A 16,820-nucleotide genomic window follows, 5' to 3' on the forward strand; every position below is an offset into this window, starting at 1 on the left:
GGCGGCCGGTGCCGCGCCGGCTGCTAGGCCGGGACGATGTTGACCAGTTTAGGTGCCCGGACAATGACGGTGCGGATGCCGCGGCCGTCCAGTGCCCGCTGGACGTTCTCCGAGGCCAGCGCCAGCTCGCGCAGCTCATCCTCGGAAACGTCCGGGGAAACCTCCAGGCGGTCCCGCACCTTGCCCTGCACCTGGACGACGGCGGTCACCGTGTCCTGGACCAGCAGGGAAGGATCGTGCGCGGGCCAACCCGCATTGGCCACGGACGCCGGGTGCCCCAGCACGCTCCACATGTCCTCCGCCGTGTACGGCGCGAAGAGGCTGAGGATGATCGCAACGGCCTCGGCTGCTTCCCGGACGGCCGGATCGGCGCCACCGGCACCGGAGTCGATGGCCTTGCGGGTGGCGTTGACCAGTTCCATCAGCTTGGCCACCACAACGTTGAACTTGTTGGCGTCCAGCAGTTCCGCCGCGTCGGCGATGGTGCGGTGCGTCACGGAGCGCAGTGCGCGGTCACCGGTGCCGGCGTCGGCTCCGGGGGCGCTGGTGACGTCCTGGGCCAGGCGCCAGGCGCGGGCGAGGAACTTCGCCGAACCGGACGGGGAAACATCGGCCCAGTCCACGTCATCTTCGGGCGGGGAGGCGAAGATCATGGTGAGCCGGACGGCGTCGACGCCGTACTTGTCCAGCTGCTCGCCGAGGTCCACGCCATTGCCCAGCGACTTGCTCATCGCCTTGCCGCCGTTGAGCACCTGGCCCTGGTTGAGGAGGGCGCTGAACGGCTCGCTGGCGTCAATCATGCCAAGGTCGTGGATGACCTTGGTGAAGAAGCGGGCGTACAGCAGGTGCAGGATGGCATGCTCCACGCCGCCGACGTACTGCCCGACCGGCATCCAGTCGTTGATCTTCTGCGGGTCGAAGGGACCCTCGGTGTACTGCGGCGAAACGAACCGCAGGAAGTACCAGGACGAGTCCACGAAGGTATCCATGGTATCGGTGTCGCGCTTGGCCGGGCCATGGCAGGACGGGCATTCGACGTTGACCCAGGCCTCGGCCGCGGCCAGGGGCGAGGTGCCTTTGGGGGCCAGGTCCTCGCCGCGCAGATCGGAGGGCAGGGTGACGGGCAGCTGCTCGTCGGGGACGGGCACCTCGCCGCAGGACGGGCAGTGGATGATGGGGATGGGTGTGCCCCAGAACCGCTGGCGGCTGAGCAGCCAGTCGCGGAGCCGGAAGTTCACGAACTTTTCGCCCGTGCCCTGGCGCTCCAGGATGGCGATGGCGGCGGGGATGGCTTCGGCCTTTGGCAGGCCGTCCAGCTCGCCGGAGTTGATGAGGGTACCCTCGCCGGCCGTGGCGGTGCCCGAAACGGCGGGGTCTTCCTCACCGGTGTCGAGGACGGCGCGGACGGGCAGGTCGAAGGTGCGGGCGAAGTCGAGGTCGCGCTGGTCGTGGGCGGGGACGGCCATGATGGCGCCCGTGCCGTAGTCCGCCAGCACGTAGTCGGCGGCCCAGACGGGCAGCTTCTCGCCGTTGAGCGGGTTGATGGCGTACCGGCCGGTGAAAACACCGGTCTTTTCCCGTTCGGTGGACTGCCGCTCAATCTCGGACAGTGCCTTGACCTTCTCGCGGTACTCGTCCAGCGCGGCGGCGTGTTCGCCGGTGACCAGTTCGACAGCGAGGGGGGCGTCCGCGGCGACGACGAAGAACGTGGCGCCGTACAGCGTGTCGGGGCGGGTGGTAAAGACCGTGACATCCTTGGCGGGCTTGCCGCCGTCGGCCTCGATCATGAAGTTGACGTGCGCGCCCTCCGAGCGGCCGATCCAGTTTTTCTGCATCGCCAGGACCCGCTCGGGCCAGTGGCCGCGGAGCTGCTCCATGTCGTCCAGCAGCCGGTCGGCGTAGTCGGTGATCTTGAAGTACCACTGGTTGAGCGACTTCTTGGTGACGGTGGTGCCGCAGCGTTCGCAGGCGCCGTTGACTACCTGTTCGTTGGCCAGGACGGTCTGGTCCTTCGGGCACCAGTTGACCGGCGAGTCCTTGCGGTAGGCCAGCCCGCGTTCATAGAACCGCTTGAACAGCCACTGGGTCCAGCGGTAGTACTCGGGATCGGAGGTGTGCAGCCGGCGGGACCAGTCAGCCGAGATGGCGTAGCGCTTGAAGGACGCCGCCTGGGTGTCGATGTTGGCGTAGGTCCACTCGCTGGGGTGGGCGTTGCGCTTGATGGCCGCGTTTTCCGCCGGCAGGCCGAAGGAATCCCAGCCGATCGGGTGCAGCACGTCATAACCCTGCTGGCGGAGGTAGCGGGCCACCACGTCGCCCATGGCGAACGCCTCGGCGTGCCCCATGTGCAGGTCGCCGGAGGGGTACGGGAACATATCCAGCACGTAGCGGCGTTCCCGCGATCCGTCGTCGACGGGGGTGAAGACCTTGAGGTCTTCCCACACCTGCGGCCACTTGGCCTCCATCGCCGTGAAGCTGTACGTACCCTCCCCGGGTGCTTCCGCTGCCACTGCTGCTCCGGTCTCTGTTTCCGGCTGAACGCCCACTGCTGCCCTCTTCTGTTCTGTTACGGCATCTGTGCTGCCATAACGGCCTGATCCTCCTGCTGCCGGCCGGGAAAACGTCCCGGACACACAAAAGCCCCTCACCATGGAGGGGCGGCCGCTCAGCTGTCCGTCGTTTCGGACACCCGGCGGCTAGCTAAGCAGAAGGATTGCACGCATGGAACTACTTTAGCGCACCCGCGGCTGCCCCCGCAGGCGGCAGGCCTGTTGCCGGGTGGACGGCAAAACTAGACTTGTGCCGACGGTCCAGCCTACGGCCAGGCAGGTGACGCGATGGACGATGCAGGAGTACCCGGCGCAAGCCCGGAGCACCGCTTTCCCCGGCTCGGTGATCCGGCCGCAGCCGAACGGGCGCTCGTCGGCGGGAAGGCTGCTGCCCTGTCCAGGCTGCGGGCCGAAGGGTTCCCGGTGCCGGCCGGTTTTGTGGTGACATCCGCGGCCCTGGCCGCCGGCGTCGCCGGGCCCGGCTGGGACAAACGGCTCCGGGAGGCTGCCCGCGCCGCGGGGCCCGGACCTTACGCCGTCCGGTCCTCCGCCGCGGCAGAGGACCTCCCGGACGCCTCCTACGCGGGCCAGTACGAAAGTTACCTGGGAGTGGACGCCGCCGGCCTGGCTTCCGCGGTCGCCCGCTGTTTCGAGTCAGCTGAAACCAACCGGGTGCGCAGCTACCAGGCGTCCCGCGGCGGGCAGGACGGCCACACCATGGCCGTCCTGGTCCAGCAGATGGTGGACGCAGCCGCCGCCGGGGTTGCCTTCTCGGCCGACCCGCTGACCGGCGCCCGGGACCAGGTGGTGGTCTCGGCCGTGCCGGGGCTCGCCGAACGCCTCGTCTCCGGTTCAGCAGGCGGGGAAGACTGGACGGTCCGCGGCGGCCGGGCGATCCGCACCGGCGGCACCGGGGTGCTCACGGAGCAAAGCGCGACGGCGGTGGCGGCAGCCGTGCGGAAGGTCGCCGCATTGTTCGGGGTTCCGCAGGATGTTGAGTGGGCCCTGGACAGGTCCGGCCATTTGCAACTGGTGCAGGCCCGGCCCATGACGGCGCTGCCGCAGCCTGTTGTGTGGCAGCCGCCCGGAAAGGGCGTCTGGCTTCGAAACTTCCGGCTCGGCGAATGGCTGCCCGAACCGGTGACACCGCTGTTCATGGACTGGCTGGTTCCGCGGCTGGATGCCGCCTACAACCGGGCGGTGTTCCGCTCTGCCGGGATCAGCGTGACCATGGGCCATGCCGCGGTCAACGGCTGGTACTACGTCGCACCGCCGACCCCCAGGGCGCTCCCGCACCTCCTGTTCGGCGGGTCGCGGCGCTCGCTGCCGTACATCTTCAACTCGGTGGTCCGTCCCATGCTGGACCCCGCCGGCGCCGACCGGGCAGTCTTGCATGACCTCGAACGGGAGTGGCGCGACGATTGCCTGCCCCGGTACCGGAAGCTGGCGGCCACCGACGTTGCCGAAGCCGCGTCCCTTCCCGTCCTCATCGGGCTTGTCGAGGAGGTAGCCCGTGCCGCCGGGGAATTCCTCTGGTACCTGTCCGCCGCGGGCGGCGCCGCCTGGAAGATGGAAGTGGTACTGGCGCGCTTTTGGCGGCGGCATATCGCCCGGAACCTGCCCGCCCTGGCGCCGGCCGCACCCGACGGCGGGGGCTACCAGGTCCTGTTGGGCGGGCTGCTCCCCTCTCCCCCGCCGGTTCCGCCGCACGCGGTATACAGCCTGGACTGGTACCACCCCACCCTCGGCGAGGAAGCAGCGGCACGTACGGACCAGGGCACCGGGCCGGTTGAGCGTCCCGGTGCGCCACAGCTGGCGGCCGGCGCTGTTCAACGGCGAAAGGAAGCCGAAGCGGCGTGCAGGAGCGCCCTCAGCGGGACCCGGCACCTCCGCCGTTTTGACAGCCTGCTGGCCGTCGCCCGGCACTACGCCCTCCTCCGTGAGGAACAGGCGCGCGAATTCACCCTGGGCTGGCCCCTGCTGCGCCGGTGCGCAGCCCTGATCGGCGTCCGGTTGCAGCAAGCGGGTGTCATCGCCAGCCCCGGCGACGTCTTCTTCCTGACCCGGCAGGAACTGCGCACCGACGCCCCGTCCCGGGACGAGGAAGTGGCACGGCGCCGCGGGGACTGGCTCCAGCAACGGAAGCTTGATGCCCCGCTGATACTGGGCGGCGCTCCCCTGCTCGGCAACACCTTCGACAGGATCGCCAACGGAGCCCGGAGCAGCCGCCAACTTCCCGAGGGTGCCATAACGGGCCATCCTGCCAGCCCGGGACGCGCCCGTGGACGGGTGCGGCTGGTTGACGGTCCGGATGACTTCGCCTTGTTCAGGCCGGGTGAGGTCCTGGTGGCCAAGGCCACGGCGCCGGCCTGGACCCCGCTCTTCGCGGACGCGGCGGCAGTGGTGACGGACACCGGCAACCTCGCAGCCCACGCCTCGCTCGTGGCCCGGGAGTACGGCATCCCGGCAGTGGTCGGTACCGGAAACGCCACCCACCTGCTGCACACCGGCCAACGCGTAACAGTGGACGGCAGCAAGGGCATCATCGAAACCCACGAGGGCTAAGGGGCCGCCTTCATCGCCGCTGCGGCGTCAGCAGATGGGCTGCGGGTTACCGCACGTCCTCGTCCACCCAGTCCATGGCCTTGGTGACGGCTTTTTTCCACAGGCGCAGCTGGCGCTCCTGTTCAGCCTTGTCCAGCTGTGGCTCCCAGCGCTTGTCCTCGGACCAGTTGGCCGAGAGCTCGCCAAGGTCCTGCCAGAACCCGACGGCCAACCCGGCGGCGTAGGCGGCACCCAGTGCGGTGGTTTCGATGACTTTGGGCCGGATCACGGGGACGCCGAGGATGTCCGCCTGGAACTGCATCAGGGCATCATTGGCGACCATCCCGCCGTCGACCTTCAGCTCATGAAGCGGGACGCCGGAGTCAGCATTGACGGCGTCAAGCACCTCGCGGGTCTGGAAAGCGGTGGCTTCCAGGGCGGCGCGGGCGATGTGGCTTTTGGTTACGAACCGGGTCAGGCCGACGATCGCGCCGCGGGCATCGGAACGCCAGTACGGGGCAAAAAGGCCCGAGAAGGCGGGGACGATGTATACCCCGCCGTTGTCCTTCACGGATGCCGCAAGGGTTTCCACCTCGGGGGCGCTGCTGATCATGCCCAGGTTGTCGCGGAGCCACTGGATAAGCGAGCCTGTGACAGCAATGGACCCTTCGAGCGCGTAGTGCGGGGCGGCGTCGCCGAGCTTGTAGCCAACCGTGGTGAGCAGCCCGTTCTTCGAGTGGACAATCTCCTCGCCGGTGTTGAAGATCAGGAAGCAGCCGGTGCCGTACGTGTTTTTGGCTTCCCCTGCCCCGAAGGCCGCCTGGCCGAACGTGGCAGCCTGCTGGTCGCCCAGGATGCCCGCCACGGGTGTTTCGCGCAGCAGCTGGGAAGTGTGGACGGTGCCGTAGACCTCGGAAGAGGACTTGATTTCCGGCATCATGCTGCGCGGGACACCGAAAATTCCCAGGATTTCGTCGTCCCACTGCAGCGTTTCAAGGTCCATGAACAGCGTGCGGGAGGCGTTGGTGACGTCGGTGACGTGCACGCCGCCGTCCACCCCGCCTGTCAGGTTCCACAGCACCCAAGCGTCCGTGTTGCCGAACACCAGGTCGCCGGCTTCGGCCTTGGCCCGGGCGCCGTCCACGTTGTCCAGGATCCATTTGATCTTGGTGCCGGAGAAGTAGGTGGCCAGCGGCAGGCCAACTTTCTGTTTGAAGCGGTCGCCGCCGCCGTCCCCGGCCAGTTCATCCACGATGTCCTGCGTGCGGGTGTCCTGCCAGACGATGGCGTTGTACACGGCCTTGCCGGTGGTCCTGTCCCAGACCACGGCGGTTTCGCGCTGGTTGGTAATTCCGACGGCGGCAATATCGTGCCGCGTCAGGTTCGCCTTGGACAGGGCCGAGGCGATGACCTCGCGGGTGTTGTCCCAGATCTCGGCGGGGTTGTGCTCCACCCAGCCGGGCTGCGGAAAAATTTGCTCGTGCTCCATCTGGCCGGAGGAGACGATGCCGCCACTGTGGTCGAAGACGATGGCGCGCGTGCTGGTGGTGCCCTGGTCGATGGCGACTACGTACTGGTTCATGGTGACGTCCTTGTCGTTTTGTTGGAAGCGGGATGGGCGCTTGGGCTACTCGACCAGGCTGTGCGTTTCCACCCGGTGGTGGCGTGCCAGAACGTCCTGCGCATGCCGCACCTCTGCCCTCCGGGCTGCTGCATCCCATCCAAGCGGAACAGCGAGCACTTCCGCCACCTCATTGAGCAGTTCGCCGGTGACGAGGCCGCGGAAGGCGAGGGAGGTGCGCCGGATGAGGACGTCCACGAGGTGTCCCACCTGCTCGTGCGCGGCCATGTACCCGAGCTCACGCACACTCAGTTCGCGGGTGGAATGCAGGAGCCGGTCAGGACCGGCGTCGAGGTACGCCATGACCGCGCCGGCGCGCGTGCCGTAGCGGGTGAGGAGACCGGCGGTCCGGTCAGCGTCCCGCCCTGGTCCCATGTGCGCCTTGATCCATGCCTGCACCCCGGCCTCGTCCCCGGGGAAGCCGGCACCGCCGCCAATGGGGAGCTGCGCCGTCGAGACCTTCCGGGGTGCGCCGAGCTCCGCCAGCACGTCATTGGCCAGGTGTTCGGCCAGTGCCCGGAAGGTGGTCCATTTGCCGCCCACCAGGCTCAGCACGACGGCGCCCGTTGCGTTGTGTGCCGGACCGCGCCGTTCGATCCGGTAGTCGCGGGAGACGAAGCCTGGCTGGGTGGCGTCATGCCGGGGCAGGGGCCGTACGCCGGAGAAGGTGTAAACGATGTGGTCCCGTGTCACGGCGATGCCCGGGAAGACGTGCCCGATCAGGTCGAAGAAGTATGCGATTTCCTCGTCGGTGCAGACGGCGTCCTCAGCCATGTCGGCGTCCACGTCGGTAGTGCCGACCAGGACCCGGTCACCCATCGGGTAGATGAGGACGATCCGTCCGTCGCTGTGTTCAAAGAAGATTTCCCTTCCCCGGCAGGCCTTCAGCAGTGCGGGGTTGTCCAGGACGATGTGCGAGCCCTTGGTGCCGCCCATGAAGGAAGACATGCTTCCCATCGCCTGGTTGGTGAGGTCCACCCAGGCGCCGGTGGTGTTCACGATGATGTCGGCGGTGAAGTCGAACTCATCGCCCGTCAATTCGTCGCGAAGGCGGACTGTGCTGCCCCGGCCGGTGCCGGGATTGGGCCGGCCGGTCATCGACTGCAGCGAGACGTAGTTGCTGGCACGGGCGGTATCACCCTGGCCGGCTCCTGCCCCGGTTCGTCCCGCTTTTTCGCCGTCCTGGAGCACGTCGAGGGTGAGCCGCTCCGGGTTGTGCACGGACGCGTCGAAGTAGGTGGCGGCGTATTTGACGTCCGGACGCAGGTCGGGAAGCTCCGCCAGGGCGCCTTTGCGGCCCCGGAACTGGTGCCGGGGCACGCTGCCGCCATCCCTGGAGAACGAGTCGTACAGGCTGAGGCCCAGTTTGATGAGGAACGCGCCGCGCTCCTTCGGCTTGCCCTGCTGCTTGTGCGTCAGGAACCTCAGCGGCGCCGCCAGTACACCGGAAAACGTGCTGAAGATGGGGATGGTGGTCTGCAGCGGCTTGACGTAGTGGGGGGCGATCCTCAGCAGCCGGTTGCGTTCCACCACCGACTCGCGGACCAGGCGGAACTCACCGTTTTCGAGGTACCTGATGCCGCCGTGGATCATGTGCGACGACGCACCGCTGGCGCCCTGGCAGTAGTCCCCGCGCTCCACCAGTGCCACGTCCACCCCTTGGAGCGCGAGGTCCCGGAATGTTCCGACGCCGTTGATGCCTCCGCCGACGATCAGCACTTTCGCATGCGGGCGCAGCCGCAGATTGTGCACGGAACGGCGTTCCCCTGCCGCGGTGGGCGATGCAACGGACGGGCGGGCGGGCGAATCTTTGGGTCCCAACTGTTTCTCCTGGGCTTTAGCGGTGTGGTCAAGGGTTGGACGTGAACCCTGTTTCCCACCATTCTTCGGAGTGGTGGAAAATAGAGTCAAGGACAATGCACGAATGTGCAGAACGGATCGGGAATGGCTGCCAAAGATGCGAATGCCCTGCGCGCTGCACAGATGTACTACCTGCAGGACCTCACCATGGACGCCATCGCGCGAGAACTGCGGACCTCCCGGTCCACGGTGTCACGGCTCCTTTCGGCGGCCCGGCAATCAGGCCTGGTGCAGGTCCAGATCCGCAACCCGCTGGAAACCGGGCCCGAACTCGAAGGCCTGATCCGCCGTCGATATGGTGTGGACGCCCACGTTGTCCCGGTGCTGGAGACGCTGAATGAGGCGGAGACCCTCGAACGGGTGGCGATCCAAGGGGCGCGCACAATCGGGCCGCTGGTGACGTCCAACGCCATCATCGGCGTCGCCTGGGGCTCAACCATCAGCGCCGTCAGCCGCCACTTGACCCGGAAGATCACCCACGACAGCGTCATAGTGCAGCTGAACGGCGCGGGCAACATGCATACCACCGGCATCACGTACGCAAGCGACATCATGCGCCGCTTCGGGGCGGCGTACGGCGCCAGGGTGGAGCAATTTCCCGTTCCGGCCTTCTTTGACCATGCGTCCACGAAGAAGGCCATGTGGCAGGAACGCAGCGTGCAGCGGATCCTGGCCCTGCAGGCACGGATGAGCACTGCGATCTTCGGTATCGGCTCGGTGGATGCGGACTACCCCAGCCACGTGTACGCCGGCGGCTACCTTGACGAGGATGACTTGCACATCCTTGCCACCTCCGACGTCGTCGGCGATGTCGCCACGGTCTTTTTCCGGGGCGACGGATCCTCCAACGGGATCGTCCTGAACGAACGCTCCACCGGCCCCGACCTTGCCCAGCTCCGCCAGGTACGCCGGAGGATCTGCGTGGTTTCCGGGGCCTCGAAGATCGACGGGCTGCGTGGAGCGCTCGCCGCCGGCCTCGCCACGGACCTGATCCTGGACGAAGGCACCGCCCGCCGCCTGGTCGACTTTGAGCCGGACGCCCCCGGTGGCGCCTGATTCAGCCTGCAGGGACAGCCCGGCCTTTCAGGCTGCTACCACCACTTTGACGTTCGCTGCCTGCAGCCCGGCCTCGATCCCGGGCGGCGGCGGGGCGTCCGTCACCAGGATGTCGGCCGCCGCAAAACCTTCCAGCCGGGCGAGCGCGTACCGCAGCATCTTCTGGTGGGTAGCCACCACCACCACCTGTTCCGCCGAATTCATCAGCGCGATCTTCGTGGCCCGTTCCACATCGCGTTCGATGTAGAACGCCTCGTCGTGGATGCCGCTGACGCCAATGAAGGCGGTCCTGGCACGGAGCCCGGAGACGGCACTGACCGTCATCGGACCATTGAACGCCTGGCTGTCAAGCAGCAGTTCCCCGCCCAGTCCGATGGTCCTTGCAGACGTCAGCTGAAGGCAGCGCTGGATAGCCGGGGCGGAGTGCGTGATGATCGTGCCCGTAAAGGACGACGGCAACTCCTGCGCGATCTGGTAGGTGGTTGTTCCGGCATCCAGGATGATCGCATCCCGTTCCCCGATCATGGACACACAGGCCCTGGCCACCCGCAGCTTGGCCTCGGCATCCTCGCGCACCCGGGCCGCGAAGTCCGCGTTCTGTCCGTGCCCGTGGGTCGCGCTGACCCCGCCGTGGACCACCCGGACCAGTCCCAGTTTGGACAGCACCCGGGTGTCCCGCCGCGCCGTCATGTCCGAGACTGCGAACATCCCCGCGAGGTCGGTGGTGGAGATGAACCCCCGCCTGCCCAGCTCGTCCAGGATGGTCCGCTGGCGGGCTGTCAGCGCCTCTTTTCGTGCTGTGGCCATATCCCCTTCTTTCCCCCACGTCGGACGGCGCCCGGCGGAGTGTTGCTATTCCAACACCAATGTACTTAGGAACGTACCCCGGCACCGGCCTTCGTAAGCTCCACGGGCCTGCCTTCTGCAATTGACCGCTCGGCGGCCAGGCCCATCCGCACCGACTGCAGCCCGTCAGCCACCGTCACTTCAACCGGCCCCTCACCAAGGATGGCCTTCCGGAAGCCCAGGTGCTCGTAATAGGTGGAGCCGTGGTGCGCACCGGCGGCCAGGACCGCCTCGTCAACCGGAACCTCATGCTTTTCCGGTCCGAGCGGTGAGCGCGGGCTGAACTCCACCGTCGCCTCCGCTTCGTCGCCTGGAATCCAGTGGCTGGCTGCCACCGGGATGAGGGTTTCGATCTTTGCGGCATCACCCACGATGGAGATGCGTTCCTGGAACTTGGACCCCTCGGCAAACATGGACAGTTCCAGCATCGCCCGCCGTCCGCCCTTGAAGTCGACGATCACATACGCGTTGTCCACCATGTCGGAAATGCGGCCGTCGTACACCTCATCCATGTGGTTTACGTCGTGCCCGCCGCTGGCGTACACACGCGTGGGCTCGTCCTGCAGGATCAGGCGCATCAGGTCGAAGAAGTGGCAGCATTTTTCCACCAGGGTTCCGCCGGTCCGCTCAGCAAAGCGGTTCCAGGCGTCCACCTTGTGCAGGAACGGGAAGCGGTGCTCGACGATGGACAACATGTAGATGTTGCCGAGCCTGCCGTTGTGTGCGGCCTGGATGACCTCCTGCACCGGCGGCATGTAGCGGTATTCCATGGCGACCCAGACAGGTGCGGGGTAGCCGGCGGCGAGCCGTTCGAGTTCGTCCGCCTGTTCGGCGCTGGTGCAGACGGGCTTCTCGACGAGCACGGGCAGGTTGGTGCCGCTGGCAAAGATGTCCCTCAGGATCACCACGTGCGTGTCGTTGGGGCTGGCAATCACCAGCGCGTCCACCAGCCCGGAGGCCAGCAGGTCCTGGTGGGAAGCGAACGTCCGGACTTCGTAGCCAATCTCCTTCGCCGTCTCTTCCAGTGAGGACGGCGTGGGGTCGGACACCACGGTGATCCGGCTTCCCGGAATCAGGGCGAGGTTCCGCACGTGTTCCCGGGCCATGTGGCCGGCCCCGATAAGGCCGTAACGGATGGTCCGGACCGATTCCGCAGAAGGCAATGACATGAGCTGCTCCGTTTCTCTACGTTGAGTGTGGGGACCGCGGCGTTGCATCCCAAACAGAACTATACCGAAAGTGTTGTTATTCCAACATAGCGTGTGTATATTTCTTCAGTAATAGACCTGCATCACACCACAGCCCGGAACTACAACGAGGTGGAACGTGCCCCAACCAACCGGAACCCTGCTCTTCGTAGGCTGCGCCACACTGGACTCAATCGCCCTGGTGGAGGACTATCCGGCCGCCGACAGCCGTACCGTTGCCACGGATTTTGCGACGGCGGGCGGCGGTCCGGCTGCGACGGCGGCAGTCGCGGCAGCCCGGGCTGGCGCCAAGACCGCCTTCGCCGGTGTACTCGGTACGGACGAGGAGGGCGACCGCATCATTGCCGGCCTCGAGGCTGAAGGTGTTGACACCTCGGCCGTGGTCCGGGACGCCGGGGTCAAGACCGGCGCCAGTGTGATCGTGGTCAGCAGGGCCACCGAAAGCCGGGCCATCGTCACCCGCCCCGTCCCGCCGGTCAGCTTCCCCGCCGGCAGCCGCTTCTTCGACCTGCTGTCCGCCGCGGCCTGGGTCCATGTGGACCACCTGGGCTGGAACGCGGTGGCCGGCAGCTCCGGCCTTCCCGCGGACCTGGCAGTCAGCGTGGACGCCGGCAACCCGATCCCCTCCTTCTCCCCCCGCGCCGTCGCACTGTACGTCCCCACCATCGAACGCCTGCGTGCCGAATACGGCGAGGGCGACTCTCCCGCGGCCCTGCTGGCGAAGGCGGTCGACGGCGGCGCATCCGCCGTCGTCGCCACCGCCGGATCCGACGGTGCCTGGGTTCTGGAACGGGGCGGCACGCCGGTCCATGTGCCGGCAACACCGGCCAACATCGTGTCCACCCTCGGCGCCGGCGACGTGTACCACGGTGCCCTGCTGGCCGCCGTCGCAGCCGGCCTTCCCCTCGTGGAAGCCGCTGCGTTCGCCGGCCGCACCGCCTCCGCATCCTGCGCCGGACTGGACGGACGTTCCGCCATCCCGCATCAGGCCGTCACCCCCATTCCTGCCTGACCGACCTGCCACCACTCGCCCGACTGAAAGAAGCAATCCATGAGCCCCACAGACCTTTCCCCCCTGCAGCGCCCGTCCGGCGCGTTCGCAATGCTCGCCGTGGACCAGCGCGAAGCGATGCGCAACATGTTCGCCGAGCACACTGACCAGCCCGTCACAGACGATGACCTCCGCCACTTCAAGCTCGAGGCCGCCCGCATCCTCAGCCCCTACGCCTCCGGCATCCTGATTGACCGGCAGTTCGCCCTCGACCAGGCCATCGAAGCAGGTGTGGTGGACCCACACTGCGGGCTGATCGCTTCCGCCGACCACTTCGAATCCGCACACGGCGAACTGGTGGGCGAGGTGACAATCGACCCGCTGGTCGATCCGCACAAGTACGCGGCCCTGGGCGCGAAGGCGCTGAAGCTGCTGGTCCTCTACCGCCCCGACGAGCCCGCCGAGGGCCGCGTGGCGATGGTTCGCGAATTCGTGGAGAACTGCCGGTCGGCCGGGCTGATCAGCATCATCGAGCCGGTCTCCCGCAAACCGCTGGCCGGCGGCGACTTCGACTGGAACGCCGGCATCCTGGCGGCGGCAAAGGAGCTCGGCAGCCTGGGCGCAGACCTGTACAAGGCAGAAGTCCCCTTCAAGGGCCAGGCCCCCGAGGCCGATGTCCGGTCCGCCTGCGCAGAACTCACCAAGGCCATTGACGGGCCGTGGGTTGTCCTGTCCTCCGGCGTCCCCGAGGACGTCTTCCCGGATGCCGTTCGGTGGGCCTGCCTGGAAGGCGCCAGCGGCTTCCTCTCCGGACGCGCCGTCTGGGCGTCCTGCATCGGCGCGCCCGACGTCGTCGAGTCCCTGTCCACCGACGCCGTCCGCCGGCTGCAGCGCCTGTGCGCCGTGGTTGACGACGTCGTCTCGGCCCAAAGGACCCACGCATAAGAGCCCGAGCGCCAACACCCCGTCGCAACCACTCTTTTCCGCAGCCAAGCAACACGGCACAGCAAAACTCAACGAGGAGATTATTGTGAGTCAGATTTCACGCAGGCAGGCCATTGCACTTCTCGGAGCCCTGGGCTTCGGCGCCACTGCGGCAGCGTGCGCCGGACCCGGCGGGTCCACCGCTCCCGGAGGCGCCACCGGCCCGGCCGCGCCCGCCACGGGTGACATCACCGGCAAGGTGTCCTTCGCCCACTGGCGGGGCGAGGACAAGGCAGTGTTCGACGAGCTCATCAAGCGGTTCGCGGCCCTGCACGACGGCGTGGAGGTGGCGCAGGACATTTCCACCTCCAACGACTACAACGCGCAGGCCCTGCAGAAGCTGCGCGGCGGCTCCATTGGCGACGCCTTCGCCACCTTCCGCGGCGCCCAGTTCAAGAACTTCACCGAAGCCGGTATCTACACCGAACTCAAGGACAGCAAAGCATCGTCCAACTACGAACCAAGCCTGCTTTCCGCAGGGAAGTCCGGCGACAGCGTGCTCGGCCTGCCCTACCAGGTGGTCTTCCCCATGCCCATGGCCAACGTGGACCTGTTCGACAAAGCCGGCGCCGAGATCGCACCCAAGGACTGGGACTCCTTCCTGGGCATGTGCGAGAAGCTCCTGGCTTCCGGGGTCGTTCCCATCTCCTGGCCCGGCGGCGACGTCGGAAACGGCGGGCAGCTGTTCAACTGCATGATCGCCAACAACGCGCCGGTGGACGACATGTGCGCCCAGATCGAACAGGGCAAGCTGAAGGTCACCGACGACTGGTTCATCAAGATGCTCAACCAGTACAAGGACCTGGTCCCGTACCTGCAGCCGAACGCCACCGGCACCGCCGTTGAACCTGCGCAGAACCTGTTCTCGCAGGGCAAGGCCGCGATGCTCGCCACCGGCTCTTACCACATCGCAGCCGTCCGCGGCCTCGGTGCGCAGTTCCCGATTGAGCTGGTGTTCCCCAACACCTCGGCCGGCAACGCCAAGTACGAGGGCGTCTACAACGCCACGTTCATCCTCGGCGTCAACTCGGCCAGCAAGAACCAGGCGGCCGCGGCGGCCTGGATCGATTTCCTGTCCGAGAAGGAGAACGCCGCGTACTACGCCAACGAGACGGCCCAGCACGTTTCCGTGAAGGACGTGGAGTACACCAACCCCGACCTGAAGCGCCTCAGCCCGTGGCTGGAGAAGAAGACGGCCCTGGCGGCCCGGTTCCAGTTCATGAACCTGGACGTCCGCAACGCCGTGGAAGCCAGCGCCACCGCCGTCATCTCCGGCACCAGCCCGGAGCAGGCTGCGGAGGCCGCCCAGAAGATTGTTGATGAACGGCTATGAGCATCCATCCCGGCACGGCTGCCGAGCACAAGGCACCCGACAGCCGCCCAGAAACTGACACCGCACGGAAGCGCCGCCGTTCACCCACCCGGGTGAACCCGGCCCTGTACCTCTTCCCGCTGCCCGCCGTCGCGGTCATCGCCTTCTTCCTGGTGATGCCCACGCTGCAGGCGTTCCAGTACGCCATTACGGACTGGAACGGCTTCTCGGCATCGTTCAACTACGTGGGCCTGGACAACTTCATCCGCGCGTTCACCAAGGACTCGCTGTTCACCAACGCCCTGACGAACAACCTCAAGTTCGTGCTGCTGGTGGTGATCGCGCAGACGGTGTTCTCCCTGATCCTGGCGCTGCTGCTGACGAAGAACTCGAGGGGCAGCGTCCTGCTCCGCGCGCTGTTCTTCTTTCCCACCATCCTGTCCTCAGTGTCCGTGGCGTTCATCTGGAAGTTCATCTACGACCCCAACTTCGGCCTGGCCAACTCGGTCCTGGACACCGTTGGCCTGGATGCCCTCCAGGGCTCGTACCTGGGCGACAACGCGCAGGCACTGTACTGGGTGGCCGTGACCCAGGTCTGGTTCCATGCCGGGCAGATGATGGTGGTCTACATCGCCGGCCTGCAGGCCATCCCGAAGGAACTCTACGAGGCAGCGGAAATGGACGGCGCCAACAAGTGGCAGCAGTTCAAGTCCATTACCTGGCCGTTCGTGGCCCCGGCAACGTCCATTGTGGTGGCCTACACCACGGTGCAGTCCTTCAAGGCCTTCGACCTGATCCTGGGCATCGCGGGCAACCCGCCAAAACAGTCCCTGGACATCCTTTCCACCCGTATCTACAGCACCTTTGCCAACTCGGAGTTCGGCTACGCCGCCGCCCAGTCGATCATCTTCATGGCCATGATCGCCCTGGTTACGTGGCTCCAGCGCCGGTTGCTCCGGCTGACTCCGAAGGGGGAGTAACAGCATGCTCGCCTCCATAAGCCGCCGCGCCATCCTCGGCATCTACGCGGTCATCATCATCATTCCGCTGACCGTCGTGGGGTTCGGCAGCTTCAAGTCCACGCAGGAACTTTTCGCCGGGCCGTTCAGCCTGCCGCAGTCCCTCTCCCCCGCCAACTACGCCGAGGTCATCGGCGGCCAGGACCTGGGTTCGTCATTCTGGAACAGCGTCATCGTCACCGCCATCTCGGTGCCGCTGACCCTGTTCCTGGCCAGCCTTGCCGGCTACGCCGTCTCCCGGCTGCGCGGGTTCATGTCCTGGGCCATCTTCGGCTTCCTGGTGCTGGGCATGGCCATCCCCGCCCAGGCGAACATGGTGCCGCTCTACGTCCTGTTCGGCCGGCTGGGCCTGCTGGACAGCCTCACCGGCCTGGTCCTGGCGAACCTGGTGTCCACCCTGCCGATCGCCGTCTTCATCCTGGGCGGGTTCATGCGGACCCTGCCGAAGGAACTCTACGAGGCATCCTCGATCGACGGCACCGGCCCGTGGCGCACCTACGTCTCCATCGCCCTGCCCCTGTCAGCCCCCTCAATCGCTGCGGCCGCCATCTTCCTGTTCGTGATCCACTGGAACGAGCTGCTGTACCCGCTGCTGTTCATCCAGTCCCCCGGCAACCGCACCCTGCCGCTGGCGCTTCTGAGCTTCCAGGGCGAATTCCAGACCAACTACCCGCTGCTTTTCGCCGGCGTCATCCTGGCTTCGCTGCCCGTGGTGGTTGCGTACATCTTCCTGCAGCGCTACTTCGTAGCCGGCATCACCGCAGGCGCCAGCAAGGGATGAGCACGACGGCGGCGGGCATCTCCCGCGGCGCCGGGCCCCTTCCAGCCAA

At 66.9% G+C, this 16,820-nt stretch carries 12 protein-coding genes; 7 read left to right on the forward strand and 5 right to left on the reverse strand.

Annotated features, from left to right (window positions below; genetic code table 11):
- Window positions 1–23: 23 nt before the first annotated feature.
- Complete coding sequence (leuS, locus tag ACYQ1Z_RS18355; RefSeq protein ID WP_459793983.1) at window positions 24–2,546, reverse strand: leucine--tRNA ligase; 2,523 nt, start codon at window positions 2,544–2,546, stop codon at window positions 24–26.
- A 291-nt stretch (window positions 2,547–2,837) separates the two neighbouring features.
- Here leuS and ACYQ1Z_RS18360 point away from each other — a divergent pair, with 291 nt between their 5' ends.
- On the forward strand, window positions 2,838–5,114 hold the full coding sequence (locus tag ACYQ1Z_RS18360) for a PEP/pyruvate-binding domain-containing protein (RefSeq protein WP_459793984.1): 2,277 nt from the start codon (window positions 2,838–2,840) through the stop codon (window positions 5,112–5,114).
- 46 nt (window positions 5,115–5,160) lie between these two features.
- On the opposite strand, the gene glpK is transcribed toward ACYQ1Z_RS18360, so the two are convergent.
- Together glpK and ACYQ1Z_RS18370 are read right to left on the reverse strand one after the other, a co-directional pair.
- Window positions 5,161–6,675 carry a glycerol kinase GlpK gene (glpK, locus tag ACYQ1Z_RS18365; protein ID WP_459793985.1) on the reverse strand — a complete coding sequence of 505 codons (1,515 nt, stop codon included), beginning with the start codon at window positions 6,673–6,675 and terminating at the stop codon, window positions 5,161–5,163.
- 45 nt (window positions 6,676–6,720) lie between these two features.
- Window positions 6,721–8,535, reverse strand: coding sequence for a glycerol-3-phosphate dehydrogenase/oxidase (locus ACYQ1Z_RS18370; RefSeq protein ID WP_459793986.1), 1,815 nt, complete (start codon window positions 8,533–8,535; stop codon window positions 6,721–6,723).
- A 123-nt stretch (window positions 8,536–8,658) separates the two neighbouring features.
- Here ACYQ1Z_RS18370 and ACYQ1Z_RS18375 point away from each other — a divergent pair, with 123 nt between their 5' ends.
- A complete protein-coding gene (locus ACYQ1Z_RS18375; RefSeq protein WP_459793987.1) occupies window positions 8,659–9,630 on the forward strand; it encodes a sugar-binding transcriptional regulator in 972 nt (323 codons plus the stop codon).
- A 27-nt stretch (window positions 9,631–9,657) separates the two neighbouring features.
- Here ACYQ1Z_RS18375 and ACYQ1Z_RS18380 read toward each other — a convergent pair whose 3' ends face one another.
- Both ACYQ1Z_RS18380 and ACYQ1Z_RS18385 read right to left on the reverse strand, forming a co-directional pair.
- The gene (locus ACYQ1Z_RS18380) at window positions 9,658–10,437 is read right to left on the reverse strand and encodes a DeoR/GlpR family DNA-binding transcription regulator (RefSeq protein WP_459793988.1); all 780 of its coding nucleotides are present in this window, start codon (window positions 10,435–10,437) and stop codon (window positions 9,658–9,660) included.
- 65 nt (window positions 10,438–10,502) lie between these two features.
- Complete coding sequence (locus tag ACYQ1Z_RS18385; RefSeq protein ID WP_459793989.1) at window positions 10,503–11,645, reverse strand: Gfo/Idh/MocA family protein; 1,143 nt, start codon at window positions 11,643–11,645, stop codon at window positions 10,503–10,505.
- A 157-nt stretch (window positions 11,646–11,802) separates the two neighbouring features.
- On the opposite strand from ACYQ1Z_RS18385, the gene ACYQ1Z_RS18390 reads away from it, so the two are divergent.
- The 5 genes from ACYQ1Z_RS18390 (at window position 11,803) to ACYQ1Z_RS18410 (ending at window position 16,771) form a co-directional block, all read left to right on the forward strand.
- Entirely contained in the window at window positions 11,803–12,696 is an 894-nt protein-coding gene (locus ACYQ1Z_RS18390; RefSeq protein WP_459793990.1) for a PfkB family carbohydrate kinase, read from the forward strand.
- 39 nt (window positions 12,697–12,735) lie between these two features.
- Window positions 12,736–13,620 (forward strand): aldolase, encoded by an 885-nt coding sequence (locus ACYQ1Z_RS18395; RefSeq protein ID WP_459793991.1) that lies wholly within the window; start codon window positions 12,736–12,738, stop codon window positions 13,618–13,620.
- An 85-nt stretch (window positions 13,621–13,705) separates the two neighbouring features.
- Window positions 13,706–14,992 carry an ABC transporter substrate-binding protein gene (locus tag ACYQ1Z_RS18400; RefSeq protein ID WP_459793992.1) on the forward strand — a complete coding sequence of 429 codons (1,287 nt, stop codon included), beginning with the start codon at window positions 13,706–13,708 and terminating at the stop codon, window positions 14,990–14,992.
- Window positions 14,989–15,951: a carbohydrate ABC transporter permease gene (locus ACYQ1Z_RS18405; protein WP_459793993.1), complete on the forward strand. Its 963-nt coding sequence runs from the start codon at window positions 14,989–14,991 to the stop codon at window positions 15,949–15,951. Before ACYQ1Z_RS18400 ends, ACYQ1Z_RS18405 begins: the two co-directional genes overlap by 4 nt.
- A gap of 4 nt (window positions 15,952–15,955) precedes the next feature.
- Window positions 15,956–16,771: a carbohydrate ABC transporter permease gene (locus tag ACYQ1Z_RS18410; protein ID WP_459793994.1), complete on the forward strand. Its 816-nt coding sequence runs from the start codon at window positions 15,956–15,958 to the stop codon at window positions 16,769–16,771.
- Window positions 16,772–16,820: the final 49 nt, after the last annotated feature.

The sequence above is a fragment of the Arthrobacter sp. AD-310 genome (genome assembly GCF_054656615.1).

Excerpts from the sequence above, each read along its gene's own strand:
- ACYQ1Z_RS18360 (WP_459793984.1), top strand. The coding sequence starts at position 2,838 with ATGGACGATGCAGGAGTACCCGGCGCAAGCCCGGAGCACCGCTTTCCC.
- glpK (WP_459793985.1), bottom strand. The coding sequence starts at position 6,675 with ATGAACCAGTACGTAGTCGCCATCGACCAGGGCACCACCAGCACGCGC.
- ACYQ1Z_RS18375 (WP_459793987.1), top strand. The coding sequence starts at position 8,659 with ATGGCTGCCAAAGATGCGAATGCCCTGCGCGCTGCACAGATGTACTAC.
- ACYQ1Z_RS18380 (WP_459793988.1), bottom strand. The coding sequence starts at position 10,437 with ATGGCCACAGCACGAAAAGAGGCGCTGACAGCCCGCCAGCGGACCATC.
- ACYQ1Z_RS18385 (WP_459793989.1), bottom strand. The coding sequence starts at position 11,645 with ATGTCATTGCCTTCTGCGGAATCGGTCCGGACCATCCGTTACGGCCTT.
- ACYQ1Z_RS18395 (WP_459793991.1), top strand. The coding sequence starts at position 12,736 with ATGAGCCCCACAGACCTTTCCCCCCTGCAGCGCCCGTCCGGCGCGTTC.
- ACYQ1Z_RS18405 (WP_459793993.1), top strand. The coding sequence starts at position 14,989 with ATGAGCATCCATCCCGGCACGGCTGCCGAGCACAAGGCACCCGACAGC.
- ACYQ1Z_RS18410 (WP_459793994.1), top strand. The coding sequence starts at position 15,956 with ATGCTCGCCTCCATAAGCCGCCGCGCCATCCTCGGCATCTACGCGGTC.